Annotated in this window: 12 protein-coding genes; all 12 read left to right on the forward strand. The window is 54.9% G+C overall.

What is annotated here, in order from left to right; genetic code table 11:
* The first annotated feature begins 46 nt into the window (after positions 1-46).
* The 12 genes from motA to flhe all read left to right on the forward strand — a co-directional run bounded on the left by motA (position 47) and on the right by flhe (position 13,245).
* Positions 47-934: a flagellar motor stator protein MotA gene (motA, locus tag N7E69_RS18250; RefSeq protein ID WP_000906312.1), complete on the forward strand. Its 888-nt coding sequence runs from the start codon at positions 47-49 to the stop codon at positions 932-934.
* On the forward strand, positions 931-1,860 hold the full coding sequence (motB, locus tag N7E69_RS18255; RefSeq protein ID WP_000795653.1) for a flagellar motor protein MotB: 930 nt from the start codon (positions 931-933) through the stop codon (positions 1,858-1,860). Before motA ends, motB begins: the two co-directional genes overlap by 4 nt.
* Before the next feature lie 4 nt (positions 1,861-1,864).
* Complete coding sequence (gene cheA / locus N7E69_RS18260; RefSeq protein WP_000061316.1) at positions 1,865-3,880, forward strand: chemotaxis protein CheA; 2,016 nt, start codon at positions 1,865-1,867, stop codon at positions 3,878-3,880.
* 20 nt (positions 3,881-3,900) lie between these two features.
* On the forward strand, positions 3,901-4,404 hold the full coding sequence (gene cheW, locus N7E69_RS18265) for a chemotaxis protein CheW (protein WP_000147295.1): 504 nt from the start codon (positions 3,901-3,903) through the stop codon (positions 4,402-4,404).
* A gap of 236 nt (positions 4,405-4,640) precedes the next feature.
* Complete coding sequence (gene tar / locus N7E69_RS18270; RefSeq protein ID WP_000483265.1) at positions 4,641-6,302, forward strand: methyl-accepting chemotaxis protein II; 1,662 nt, start codon at positions 4,641-4,643, stop codon at positions 6,300-6,302.
* Positions 6,303-6,462: 160 nt separating this feature from the next.
* Positions 6,463-7,329, forward strand: coding sequence for a protein-glutamate O-methyltransferase CheR (cheR, locus tag N7E69_RS18275; RefSeq protein ID WP_000204370.1), 867 nt, complete (start codon positions 6,463-6,465; stop codon positions 7,327-7,329).
* A complete protein-coding gene (gene cheB, locus N7E69_RS18280) occupies positions 7,326-8,375 on the forward strand; it encodes a protein-glutamate methylesterase/protein glutamine deamidase (protein ID WP_000036393.1) in 1,050 nt (349 codons plus the stop codon). The genes cheR and cheB overlap by 4 nt, the downstream gene beginning before the upstream one ends.
* A 17-nt stretch (positions 8,376-8,392) precedes the next feature.
* A complete protein-coding gene (gene cheY, locus N7E69_RS18285; RefSeq protein WP_000763861.1) occupies positions 8,393-8,782 on the forward strand; it encodes a chemotaxis response regulator CheY in 390 nt (129 codons plus the stop codon).
* 10 nt (positions 8,783-8,792) lie between these two features.
* Entirely contained in the window at positions 8,793-9,437 is a 645-nt protein-coding gene (gene cheZ, locus N7E69_RS18290; protein ID WP_000983585.1) for a protein phosphatase CheZ, read from the forward strand.
* 193 nt (positions 9,438-9,630) lie between these two features.
* Positions 9,631-10,782: a flagellar biosynthesis protein FlhB gene (gene flhB / locus N7E69_RS18295; protein ID WP_000797090.1), complete on the forward strand. Its 1,152-nt coding sequence runs from the start codon at positions 9,631-9,633 to the stop codon at positions 10,780-10,782.
* Positions 10,775-12,853 (forward strand): flagellar biosynthesis protein FlhA, encoded by a 2,079-nt coding sequence (gene flhA / locus N7E69_RS18300; protein ID WP_000002392.1) that lies wholly within the window; start codon positions 10,775-10,777, stop codon positions 12,851-12,853. The genes flhB and flhA overlap by 8 nt, the downstream gene beginning before the upstream one ends.
* The gene (gene flhe, locus N7E69_RS18305; RefSeq protein WP_001233619.1) at positions 12,853-13,245 is read left to right on the forward strand and encodes a flagellar protein FlhE; all 393 of its coding nucleotides are present in this window, start codon (positions 12,853-12,855) and stop codon (positions 13,243-13,245) included. Before flhA ends, flhe begins: the two co-directional genes overlap by 1 nt.
* The last annotated feature ends 6 nt before the right edge of the window (positions 13,246-13,251 follow it).

Genomic DNA, 13,251 nt, shown 5'->3' on the forward strand with positions numbered 1-13,251 from the left:
GCCCGACTGCGCATCCTGTCATAGTCAACAGCGGAAGGATGATGTCGTGCTTATCTTATTAGGTTACCTGGTGGTTATCGGTACAGTTTTCGGCGGTTATGTCATGACCGGCGGACACCTTGGGGCACTCTATCAACCTGCTGAACTGGTCATCATTGGCGGCGCGGGGATAGGGGCGTTCATTGTCGGCAACAACGGGAAGGCCATCAAAGGCACGATGAAAGCGATCCCGTTGTTATTTCGTCGTTCGAAATACACAAAATCTATGTACATGGATTTGCTGGCGTTGCTCTATCGCCTGATGGCCAAATCACGCCAGCAGGGGATGTTCTCCCTTGAACGCGATATTGAAAATCCGAAAGAGAGTGAAATCTTCGCCAGTTATCCGCGTATTCTGGCCGATGCGGTAATGCTTGATTTTATTGTCGATTATCTGCGCCTGATCATCAGCGGCAACATGAATACGTTCGAAATTGAAGCGTTGATGGATGAAGAGATTGAAACCCATGAAAGCGAGGCGGAAGTCCCGGCCAACAGTCTGGCGATGGTGGGGGATTCGCTGCCTGCCTTTGGTATCGTCGCGGCGGTAATGGGGGTGGTTCACGCTCTGGCTTCAGCCGATCGTCCGGCAGCGGAGTTGGGGGCGCTGATTGCCCATGCCATGGTAGGTACGTTCCTCGGTATTTTACTGGCTTATGGATTCATTTCACCGTTAGCGACCGTTTTGCGCCAGAAGAGCGCCGAAACCACCAAGATGATGCAGTGCGTAAAAATTACACTGCTGTCTAATCTGAACGGCTATGCGCCGCCGATTGCCGTGGAATTTGGACGTAAAACGCTTTATTCCAGTGAGCGTCCATCATTTATTGAGTTGGAAGAACACGTTCGCGCAGTGAGAAACCCAAACCAGCAGCAGACGACTGAGGAAGCATGAAAAATCAGGCTCATCCCATTGTCGTCGTAAAACGCCGCAGGCACAAACCGCACGGCGGCGGGGCGCACGGTTCCTGGAAAATTGCCTACGCCGATTTTATGACGGCGATGATGGCTTTTTTTCTGGTGATGTGGCTGATTTCCATCTCCAGCCCTAAAGAATTAATTCAGATTGCCGAATATTTTCGTACGCCGTTGGCCACCGCGGTAACGGGGGGGAATCGGATTGCCAATAGCGAGAGCCCGATACCAGGCGGCGGCGATGATTACACCCAACAGCAGGGTGAAGTGGAAAAGCAGCCGAATATCGACGAGCTGAAAAAACGGATGGAGCAGAGTCGCTTAAACAAACTGCGCGGCGATCTGGATCAACTGATCGAATCCGATCCCAAACTGCGCGCGTTACGTCCGCATCTGAAAATTGATTTAGTTCAGGAGGGGTTGCGCATCCAGATTATCGACAGCCAGAACCGCCCGATGTTTAAAACCGGCAGCGCCGAAGTTGAGCCGTATATGCGCGATATCCTGCGTGCGATTGCGCCAGTGTTAAACGGTATACCTAATCGCATTAGCCTGGCCGGCCATACCGATGACTTTCCCTACGCGAACGGCGAAAAAGGCTATAGCAACTGGGAGTTATCCGCCGATCGCGCCAATGCCTCGCGTCGCGAACTGGTCGCCGGCGGGCTGGATAACGGAAAAGTATTACGGGTGGTTGGCATGGCTGCCACGATGCGGCTGAGCGATCGCGGTCCTGATGACGCCATCAACCGCCGTATAAGCCTGCTGGTGTTAAACAAACAGGCGGAACAGGCCATTTTGCATGAAAACGCTGAAAGCCAGAATGAGCCGGTAAGTGTATTACAACAGCCTGCGGCAGCCCCGCCGGCAAGCGTACCCACATCGCCAAAAGCGGAACCGAGGTGATAGCGTGAGCATGGATATTAGCGATTTTTATCAGACATTTTTTGATGAAGCTGACGAGCTGTTGGCTGATATGGAGCAGCATCTGCTGGATTTGGTGCCGGAATCCCCGGACGCTGAACAACTGAACGCCATTTTTCGCGCGGCGCACTCCATTAAAGGCGGCGCGGGCACATTCGGCTTCACTATTCTGCAGGAAACCACACATTTAATGGAAAACCTGCTGGATGAAGCCCGACGCGGTGAAATGCAGCTCAATACCGACATTATCAACCTGTTTTTGGAAACGAAAGATATTATGCAGGAACAGCTCGACGCCTATAAAAACTCCGAAGAGCCGGATGCCGCAAGCTTCGAATATATCTGCAATGCGCTACGCCAGTTGGCGCTGGAGGCGAAAGGCGAAACCACGCCGGCGGTCGTAGAAACCGCGGCACTAAGCGCGGCGATCCAGGAAGAGAGCGTAGCCGAAACCGAATCGCCTCGTGACGAGAGTAAACTGCGCATTGTACTTTCACGGTTGAAAGCCAGTGAGGTCGATCTGCTTGAAGAAGAGTTGGGTAATCTGGCTACTCTGACGGATGTCGTTAAGGGGGCGGATTCACTGTCGGCAACTCTGGATGGCAGCGTCGCGGAAGATGACATTGTCGCGGTGCTCTGTTTTGTCATTGAGGCCGATCAGATCGCTTTTGAAAAAGTGGTCGCCGCGCCGGTTGAAAAAGCGCAAGAGAAAACCGAGGTAGCGCCGGTAGCGCCTCCGGCAGTCGTTGCGCCAGCCGCCAAAAGCACGGCCCATGAACATCATGCGGGGCGTGAAAAACCTGCGCGTGAACGCGAGTCCACCAGCATTCGCGTGGCGGTAGAGAAAGTGGATCAGCTCATAAACCTGGTCGGCGAGTTAGTGATTACCCAGTCAATGTTGGCCCAGCGTTCTAACGAGCTGGACCCGGTAAACCACGGCGATCTCATTACCAGTATGGGGCAGTTACAACGTAACGCCCGCGACTTACAAGAGTCGGTGATGTCGATTCGTATGATGCCTATGGAGTACGTCTTCAGCCGTTTCCCGCGTCTGGTACGCGATTTAGCGGGCAAACTGGGCAAGCAGGTAGAGCTGACGCTGGTGGGGAGCTCCACTGAACTTGATAAAAGCCTGATCGAACGCATTATCGACCCGCTGACGCACCTGGTGCGCAACAGTCTCGACCACGGGATTGAAATGCCGGAAAAACGCCTTGAGGCGGGGAAAAATGTTGTCGGCAATCTGATCCTTTCCGCAGAACATCAGGGCGGGAATATTTGTATTGAAGTGACCGATGACGGCGCGGGGCTTAACCGTGAGCGTATCCTGGCGAAGGCCATGTCGCAGGGGATGGCGGTGAATGAAAACATGACCGACGATGAAGTAGGCATGTTGATCTTCGCGCCGGGATTCTCAACTGCGGAACAGGTCACGGATGTCTCCGGTCGCGGCGTTGGCATGGATGTGGTGAAACGTAACATTCAGGAGATGGGCGGTCACGTTGAGATCCAGTCAAAACAAGGCTCCGGCACCACGATTCGTATTCTGCTGCCGCTGACGCTGGCCATCCTCGATGGGATGTCGGTTCGCGTGGCGGGGGAAGTTTTTATCCTGCCGTTAAATGCGGTGATGGAGTCGCTGCAACCGCGTGAAGAGGATCTTCATCCGCTGGCGGGCGGCGAACGGGTTCTGGAAGTTCGCGGCGAGTATTTGCCGCTGGTCGAATTGTGGAAAGTGTTTGACGTGGACGGGGCGAAAACCGAAGCCACGCAGGGCATTGTTGTGATCCTGCAAAGCGCGGGACGCCGTTACGCGCTGCTGGTCGATCAGCTCATCGGTCAGCACCAGGTGGTGGTCAAAAATCTGGAAAGCAATTATCGCAAGGTACCGGGGATTTCCGCCGCGACGATCCTGGGCGACGGCAGCGTCGCGCTGATTGTTGATGTTTCCGCATTGCAGGGTTTAAACCGCGAACAACGTATGGCGATCACAGCCGCCTGATTGAGTGAGAAGGGAATAATATGACCGGTATGAGTAATGTAAGCAAACTGGCCGGCGAGCCGTCAGGTCAGGAATTCCTGGTGTTTACACTGGGAAATGAAGAGTACGGCATCGATATCCTGAAAGTGCAGGAGATCCGTGGCTATGACCAGGTGACGCGCATCGCCAATACACCGGCCTTTATAAAAGGGGTGACTAACCTGCGCGGCGTGATTGTCCCCATTGTCGATCTGCGCGTGAAATTCTGCGAAGGCGACGTTGAGTACGATGACAATACGGTAGTGATCGTACTGAATCTGGGGCAACGTGTCGTCGGGATAGTGGTAGACGGCGTGTCTGACGTACTGTCGTTAACGGCGGAACAGATCCGTCCGGCGCCAGAATTTGCCGTGACCTTGTCAACAGAATATTTGACGGGATTGGGCGCGCTCGGCGAGCGTATGCTGATTCTGGTGAATATCGAAAAACTGCTTAACAGCGAAGAGATGGCGCTGCTGGATATCGCAGCATCACACGTCGCGTAATAACGTTGCCGGATGGCGTTGCGCCATTCGGCAATATTCACCGTTATGCTTCCACCAACGGTGAGAGTGCCTCTTCACCGCCCGCGCCCAGCCCCTGCATTTTGCGCCGACATCGCCGCTGCGACACTGTTATTGTCAATATCGTCTTCCGGAACAACGTATTTCCTTTTTGCAAAAGTAAAGTTATCACCGCAGGTGCCGATAACGTTGATAACTCGTTATCAGGAAGGTGCCTTATGTTTAACCGTATCCGCGTTGTCACAATGCTGATGATGGTGCTGGGGGTTTTCGCACTGCTACAGCTTGTTTCCGGTGGTTTGCTGTTTTCTTCATTACAGCATAACCAGCAAGGTTTTGTTATTTCTAACGAATTACGTCAGCAACAAAGCGAACTCACGTCGACATGGGACTTAATGCTGCAAACGCGCATTAACCTGAGCCGCTCCGCCGCACGCATGATGATGGACGCTTCTAACCAGCAGAGCAGCGCCAAAACGGATTTACTCCAGAATGCAAAAACGACCCTCGCACAGGCGGCGGCGCACTACGCCAATTTCAAAAACATGACGCCATTGCCAGCGATGGCGGAGGCCAGCGCGAACGTCGATGAAAAATATCAGCGCTATCAGGCCGCATTAGCCGAACTTATTCAGTTTCTGGACAATGGCAATATGGATGCCTACTTCGCCCAGCCAACCCAGGGAATGCAAAACGCGTTGGGCGAGGCGCTGGGCAATTACGCCCGGGTGAGCGAAAACCTGTACCGCCAGACATTTGATCAAAGCGCTCATGACTACCGTTTTGCGCAATGGCAACTGGGGGGGCTTGCGGTCGTGCTGGTGCTGATTTTGATGGTGGTTTGGTTCGGCATTCGTCATGCCCTGCTTAACCCATTAGCGCGAGTGATTACTCATATCCGTGAAATTGCCAGCGGCGATCTGACGAAAACGCTCACCGTCTCAGGGCGTAATGAAATTGGCGAACTGGCGGGAACGGTTGAACATATGCAACGCTCGCTGATTGACACCGTAACGCAGGTTCGTGAAGGTTCGGATGCGATTTATTCCGGCACCAGTGAAATTGCCGCCGGTAATACCGACCTCTCTTCCCGTACCGAACAGCAGGCCTCCGCTCTGGAGGAGACGGCTGCCAGCATGGAACAACTGACGGCCACCGTGAAGCAAAACGCCGATAACGCCCGTCAGGCTTCGCAACTGGCGCAAAGCGCCTCCGAGACCGCACGCCATGGCGGCAAAGTGGTCGACGGCGTAGTAAACACCATGCACGAAATTGCCGACAGTTCGAAAAAAATCGCTGACATTATCAGCGTTATCGACGGTATTGCCTTCCAGACTAACATTCTGGCGCTGAACGCGGCGGTAGAAGCGGCGCGCGCGGGAGAGCAGGGGCGCGGTTTTGCGGTCGTGGCAGGCGAGGTGCGTAATCTGGCCAGCCGCAGCGCCCAGGCGGCGAAAGAAATAAAAGCGTTGATTGAAGATTCCGTCTCGCGTGTCGATACCGGTTCTGTGCTGGTGGAAAGCGCCGGGGAAACCATGACTGACATCGTCAATGCCGTTACGCGCGTCACGGATATCATGGGCGAAATCGCCTCCGCCTCGGATGAGCAAAGCCGGGGTATTGATCAGGTCGCTTTGGCCGTTTCCGAAATGGATCGCGTAACGCAACAGAACGCCTCGCTGGTTCAGGAATCCGCAGCGGCCGCCGCCGCGCTGGAAGAGCAGGCCAGCCGTCTGACCCAGGCGGTATCGGCTTTCCGCCTGGCATCGCGACCGCTGGCGGTAAATAAACCTGAGATGCGTTTGTCAGTGGACGCTCAGTCCGGCAATACGCCGCGGCCATTAGCCGCCGGGGATGATGCGAACTGGGAAACCTTCTGATCGACGTGCGCTGTGTGCTGTCGGTTATCGATTAATTTGCGAACCCGCCGATCCCTTTCGTCTGGTTCGCATAGATAAAAGCAAAAAATGTGTAATACGGGAAGCATGGCGCTGCCGCAGGGCGCGCCCGTTGTACTTTGAATGTGATTAAGAAGGCGCTATGACATCATCTCTGCCCTCCGGGCAAACGTCAGTATTGTTACAGATGACACAGCGCCTCGCGCTGTCCGACGCGCATTTTCGTCGGATATGTCAATTAATCTACCAGCGCGCAGGGATCGTGCTGGCCGACCATAAGCGGGATATGGTTTATAACCGCCTGGTCCGTCGGCTGCGTACCCTGGGACTGGATGATTTTGGCCGTTATCTCAGTATGCTGGAGGCTAATCAAAACAGCGCTGAGTGGCAGGCTTTTATCAACGCTCTGACTACCAACCTGACCGCTTTTTTTCGCGAGGCGCACCATTTTCCCATCCTTGCGGAACATGCGCGTCGCCGCCACGGCGAGTATCGCGTCTGGAGTGCGGCGGCATCGACAGGAGAAGAACCTTACAGTATCGCCATTACGCTGGCGGATGCGTTGGGGATGGCCCCCGGTCGCTGGAAAGTATTCGCCAGCGATATTGATACTGAAGTGCTGGAAAAAGCGAGAAGCGGTATTTATCGCCTCAGCGAACTGAAAACGTTATCGCCGCAGCAGCTACAACGTTACTTCATGCGCGGTACGGGGCCGCATGAAGGACTGGTGCGCGTGCGTCAGGAACTGGCCAATTATGTTGAATTTTCCTCCGTTAATTTGTTGGAAAAGCAGTACAACGTACCCGGTCCCTTTGACGCGATTTTTTGCCGTAACGTCATGATCTATTTTGATAAAACGACTCAGGAGGACATTCTGCGCCGTTTTGTTCCACTCCTTAAACCTGACGGACTGTTGTTTGCCGGTCACTCAGAAAACTTTAGCAACCTCGTGCGCGAGTTTAGCCTGCGCGGACAGACGGTGTATGCGCTAAGTAAGGATAAAGCATGAGTAAAATCAGGGTATTGTCAGTTGATGATTCCGCGCTAATGCGCCAAATCATGACTGAAATTATTAATAGCCATAGCGATATGGAGATGGTGGCGACTGCGCCAGACCCGTTGGTCGCCAGGGATCTCATCAAAAAATTTAATCCGGACGTATTGACCCTGGACGTTGAGATGCCGCGTATGGACGGCCTCGATTTTCTGGAAAAACTGATGCGCCTGCGACCGATGCCGGTGGTGATGGTCTCTTCGCTGACCGGGAAAGGTTCCGAAGTGACGCTACGGGCGCTGGAGTTGGGGGCCATCGATTTTGTCACTAAACCGCAGCTTGGCATTCGTGAAGGTATGCTGGCGTATAGCGAGATGATCGCCGAAAAAGTGCGTACCGCCGCGCGGGCCCGCATCGCCGCACATAAACCGATGGCGGCCCCGACAACATTAAAAGCCGGTCCGCTGCTCAGTTCGGAAAAACTGATTGCTATCGGCGCTTCAACGGGCGGTACTGAAGCTATCCGACATGTGCTGCAACCGCTGCCGCTTTCCAGTCCGGCAGTGATTATTACGCAGCATATGCCGCCTGGCTTTACCCGCTCGTTTGCCGAGCGTCTGAATAAACTCTGTCAAATCAGCGTGAAGGAGGCCGAGGACGGCGAACGCGTATTGCCAGGTCATGCCTACATTGCGCCCGGCGACAAGCATATGGAGCTGGTGCGTAGCGGGGCGAATTATCAAATCAAAATTCATGATGGCCCGCCGGTAAACCGGCATCGGCCTTCCGTGGATGTGCTGTTTCATTCGGTGGCGAAACACGCGGGGCGCAACGCCGTAGGCGTCATTCTTACGGGGATGGGCAACGATGGCGCCGCTGGAATGTTAGCGATGTACCAGGCTGGCGCCTGGACCATTGCGCAAAACGAAGCAAGTTGTGTGGTGTTCGGCATGCCGCGCGAGGCCATCAATATGGGTGGCGTAAGCGAAGTGGTCGATCTTAGCCAGGTAAGCCAGCAGATGCTGGCGAAAATCAGTGCCGGACAGGCGATACGTATTTGAACCAGGAGTAGTATTTTATGGCGGATAAAGAGCTTAAATTTTTGGTTGTGGATGACTTTTCGACCATGCGTCGTATCGTGCGCAACCTCTTAAAAGAGCTTGGATTTAACAATGTGGAAGAGGCCGAAGACGGCGTCGATGCGCTGAACAAGCTCCAGGCGGGCGGCTTTGGTTTTATTATCTCCGACTGGAACATGCCGAACATGGATGGCCTGGAGCTGCTGAAAACCATTCGCGCCGATAGCGCCATGTCGGCGTTACCCGTGTTGATGGTCACGGCGGAAGCCAAAAAAGAGAATATTATCGCCGCCGCACAGGCTGGCGCCAGCGGTTATGTCGTAAAACCGTTCACCGCAGCGACTCTGGAAGAGAAGCTCAACAAAATCTTTGAGAAACTGGGCATGTGAGGATGCGATGATGATGCAACCATCTATCAAGCCTGCTGATGAAGGCTCAGCAGGAGACATCATTGCGCGCATCGGTAGTCTGACCCGAATGCTGCGCGACAGCCTGCGTGAACTGGGGCTGGACCAGGCGATTGCCGAAGCGGCGGAGGCGATCCCTGATGCGCGCGACCGTCTGGATTACGTCGTCCAGATGACGGCGCAGGCGGCGGAACGCGCGCTAAACAGTGTCGAAGCCTCGCAGCCGCATCAGGATGCGATGGAAAAAGAGGCGAAAGCGCTAACCCAACGTTGGGACGAGTGGTTTGACAATCCGATCGAGCTTGCCGACGCCCGTGAACTGGTGACGGATACGCGCCAGTTTCTCAGGGATGTCCCAGGCCATACTAGTTTTACTAACGCGCAACTGCTGGACATCATGATGGCGCAGGATTTCCAGGATCTGACGGGTCAGGTGATCAAACGCATGATGGACGTGATTCAGGAGATTGAGCGCCAGTTGTTAATGGTGCTGCTGGAAAACATCCCGGAACAGAGCGCGCGACCAAAACGCGAGAACGAAAGCTTGCTCAACGGCCCGCAGGTGGATACCTCGAAAGCTGGCGTCGTCGCCAGTCAGGATCAGGTGGACGACCTGCTGGACAGTCTTGGCTTTTAAGCTTTTTTGACCTGATGGCGCGGCGCTTATCGGGTCCGAATCCGTCAACCCGGCCGGATACGAGACTTTCTTATCGTATCCGGCTATCTCTATTAACGCCATAAACCCCGCCTTTTTTACCGCTTACTCTGCCCATTGGCGTAAAGCGGTTCTGGCATCATTCTCGCTTATCAATCTATCCAGGGTTTGCTGCGTGGCAGAAGAGAGCGACGACGACAAAACAGAAGCCCCCACACCCCACCGACTTGAAAAAGCGCGGGAAGAAGGGCAGATCCCCCGTTCCAGAGAACTGACCTCACTGCTGATATTGCTGGTGGGCGTTTGTATTATTTGGTTCGGCGGCGAGTCGTTAGCGCGGCAGCTGGCGGGAATGCTCTCAGCAGGCCTGCACTTCGATCACCGTATGGTGAACGATCCTAACCTGATCCTGGGGCAGATAATTTTGCTGATTAAAGCGGCGATGATGGCACTGCTACCGCTCATCGCGGGCGTGGTGCTGGTGGCGCTTATCTCGCCGGTTATGCTTGGCGGCCTGATTTTTAGCGGTAAGTCGCTACAGCCAAAATTTTCTAAATTAAACCCGCTGCCGGGAATTAAGCGCATGTTTTCGGCGCAGACCGGCGCGGAACTGCTAAAAGCGGTGTTGAAATCCACGCTGGTCGGCTGCGTTACCGGCTTTTATCTCTGGTATCACTGGCCACAAATGATGCGCCTGATGGCGGAGTCGCCGATCGTCGCAATGGGGAATGCGCTGGATCTGGTTGGACTCTGCGCGTTACTGGTGGTACTGGGCGTGATTCCGATGGTGGGATTTGACGTGTTTTTCCAGATCTTTAGCCACCTGAAAAAATTACGCATGTCGCGGCAGGACATTCGCGACGAATTTAAAGAGAGCGAAGGCGATCCGCATGTTAAGGGCAAAATTCGCCAGATGCAACGCGCCGCCGCGCAGCGCCGCATGATGGAAGATGTGCCGAAAGCGGACGTCATTGTCACTAACCCGACGCACTATTCCGTGGCGCTGCAGTATGACGAAAGCAAAATGAGCGCGCCGAAAGTGGTCGCGAAGGGGGCTGGATTAATAGCGCTGCGCATTCGCGAGATCGGCGCTGAACATCGGGTTCCCACTTTAGAAGCGCCGCCGCTGGCGCGGGCATTATATCGCCACGCCGAAATCGGTCAGCAAATTCCCGGGCAGTTATATGCTGCCGTTGCGGAAGTGTTGGCCTGGGTCTGGCAGCTTAAACGCTGGCGGCTTGCGGGCGGGCAACGTCCTCCACAACCTGAGAACCTTCCGGTGCCAGAAGCGCTGGATTTTATGAACGAGAAGAATACTGATGGCTAATCTGGTCGCGATGCTGCGCCTGCCCAGCAACCTGAAATCGACGCAATGGCAAATTCTTGCCGGGCCGATCCTCATTCTGCTGATTTTGTCGATGATGGTGCTGCCGCTGCCTGCTTTTATCCTCGACTTATTGTTTACCTTTAATATTGCGCTATCGATCATGGTGCTGCTGGTGGCGATGTTTACCCAGCGTACTCTGGATTTTGCCGCGTTTCCGACCATCCTGCTGTTTACCACGCTACTGCGTCTGGCGCTTAACGTTGCCTCAACGCGCATTATTTTGATGGAAGGGCATACCGGCGCGGCGGCGGCGGGAAAGGTGGTAGAGGCGTTCGGTCATTTCCTGGTCGGCGGTAACTTCGCGATCGGGATTGTGGTTTTTATCATCCTCGTCATTATCAACTTCATGGTCATCACCAAAGGTGCCGGACGTATTGCCGAAGTCGGCGCGCGCTTTGTGCTGGATGGTATGCCCGGTAAGCAAATGGCGATTGACGCCGATCTTAATGCCGGTCTGATTGGTGAAGACGAGGCCAAAAAACGGCGTTCGGAAGTCACTCAGGAAGCCGACTTCTACGGCTCGATGGACGGGGCAAGTAAATTTGTACGCGGCGACGCCATCGCCGGTATTCTCATCATGGTCATTAACGTGGTCGGCGGGCTGCTGGTCGGCGTATTGCAGCACGGAATGAGCATGGGCAGCGCGGCGGAAAGCTACACCCTGCTGACCATTGGCGACGGCCTGGTCGCCCAGATCCCGGCGCTGGTTATCTCCACGGCGGCGGGCGTCATTGTGACCCGCGTCAGTACCGATCAGGATGTAGGCGAGCAGATGGTTGGCCAACTGTTCAGTAATCCAAGGGTGATGCTGCTGGCGGCGGCGGTGCTGGGGCTGCTTGGCATGGTGCCAGGAATGCCTAACCTGGTATTTTTACTCTTTACCGCCGCTTTGCTCGGCCTGGCATGGTGGCTGCGCGGGCGCGAAGAAAAAGCGCCAGAGGAGCCGCAGCCGGTAAAAATGCCGGAAAATAACTCGGTGGTCGAAGCCACCTGGAATGACGTACAGCTTGAGGATTCACTGGGAATGGAAGTGGGCTACCGCCTGATCCCGATGGTGGATTTTCAACAGGATGGCGAATTGCTCGGACGTATTCGCAGCATTCGTAAAAAATTCGCGCAGGATATGGGGTTCCTGCCACCAGTTGTCCATATTCGCGACAATATGGATTTACAGCCTGCGCGCTACCGTATTTTGATGAAAGGGGTAGAGATTGGCAGCGGGGACGCCTATCCGGGACGCTGGCTGGCTATTAACCCCGGCACGGCGGCGGGAACGCTACCGGGCGAGAAAACCGTCGATCCAGCTTTTGGCCTTGATGCCATCTGGATTGAAAGCGCCCTGAAAGAGCAGGCGCAAATTCAGGGCTTTACCGTCGTTGAAGCCAGTACCGTTGTGGCGACGCACCTTAACCACTTGATTGGCCAATTCTCCGCCGAACTGTTTGGCCGCCAGGAAGCGCAGCAACTGTTGGATCGTGTCTCTCAGGAGATGCCTAAACTCACGGAAGATCTGGTCCCCGGCGTCGTGACCCTCACGACTTTACATAAAGTCCTGCAAAACTTACTGGCGGAAAAAGTCCCGATTCGCGATATGCGCACCATTCTGGAAACGCTGGCGGAACATGCGCCGTTACAAAGCGATCCGCATGAATTAACCGCCGTGGTACGCGTGGCATTAGGACGAGCGATTACGCAACAGTGGTTCCCCGGTAATGAAGAAGTGCAGGTGATTGGCCTGGATACTGCGCTGGAGCGTTTGCTGCTTCAGGCATTGCAGGGCGGCGGTGGACTTGAGCCGGGGTTGGCGGATCGCCTGCTGGCGCAGACCCAAGAGGCACTTTCTCGCCAGGAGATGCTTGGCGCGCCGCCGGTATTACTGGTTAACCATGCGCTACGTCCATTATTGTCCCGCTTTTTGCGGCGCAGTTTACCGCAGCTGGTGGTGCTGTCGAACCTTGAGCTTTCCGATAACCGTCATATCCGCATGACGGCGACCATTGGAGGAAAATAATGCGTAAATGGCTGGCGTTGTTGCTCTTTCCCCTGACGGTTCAGGCTGCAGGCGAAGGCGCGTGGCAGGATAGCGGCATGGGCGTAACCTTAAATTACCGGGGTGTTTCCGCATCGTCTTCGCCATTGTCGGCGCGTCAGCCGGTTTCCGGTGTGATGACGCTGGTCGCCTGGCGTTATGAACTGAATGGCCCGACTCCCGCGGGCTTACGGGTACGGTTATGTTCCCAGTCCCGTTGCGTAGAACTTGATGGTCAGAGTGGCACGACCCACGGTTTTGCTCATGTTCCCGCAGTCGAGCCGCTCCGCTTTGTCTGGGAAGTCCCCGGCGGCGGCCGACTTATCCCGGCGTTAAAAGTGCGGAGCAATCAGGTGATTGTGAACTACCGCTAACCGCCC

Origin of the sequence: Salmonella sp. 3C, assembly GCF_025426275.1 — a bacterium.
Lineage (GTDB): Bacteria > Pseudomonadota > Gammaproteobacteria > Enterobacterales > Enterobacteriaceae > Salmonella > Salmonella enterica.

What these genes read in the sequence shown, in the direction of transcription:
- motB (WP_000795653.1), top strand. Translation starts at nt 931, where the DNA reads ATGAAAAATCAGGCTCATCCCATTGTCGTCGTAAAACGCCGCAGGCAC.
- cheW (WP_000147295.1), top strand. Translation starts at nt 3,901, where the DNA reads ATGACCGGTATGAGTAATGTAAGCAAACTGGCCGGCGAGCCGTCAGGT.
- tar (WP_000483265.1), top strand. Translation starts at nt 4,641, where the DNA reads ATGTTTAACCGTATCCGCGTTGTCACAATGCTGATGATGGTGCTGGGG.
- cheR (WP_000204370.1), top strand. Translation starts at nt 6,463, where the DNA reads ATGACATCATCTCTGCCCTCCGGGCAAACGTCAGTATTGTTACAGATG.
- cheB (WP_000036393.1), top strand. Translation starts at nt 7,326, where the DNA reads ATGAGTAAAATCAGGGTATTGTCAGTTGATGATTCCGCGCTAATGCGC.
- cheY (WP_000763861.1), top strand. Translation starts at nt 8,393, where the DNA reads ATGGCGGATAAAGAGCTTAAATTTTTGGTTGTGGATGACTTTTCGACC.
- cheZ (WP_000983585.1), top strand. Translation starts at nt 8,793, where the DNA reads ATGATGCAACCATCTATCAAGCCTGCTGATGAAGGCTCAGCAGGAGAC.
- flhA (WP_000002392.1), top strand. Translation starts at nt 10,775, where the DNA reads ATGGCTAATCTGGTCGCGATGCTGCGCCTGCCCAGCAACCTGAAATCG.
- flhe (WP_001233619.1), top strand. Translation starts at nt 12,853, where the DNA reads ATGCGTAAATGGCTGGCGTTGTTGCTCTTTCCCCTGACGGTTCAGGCT.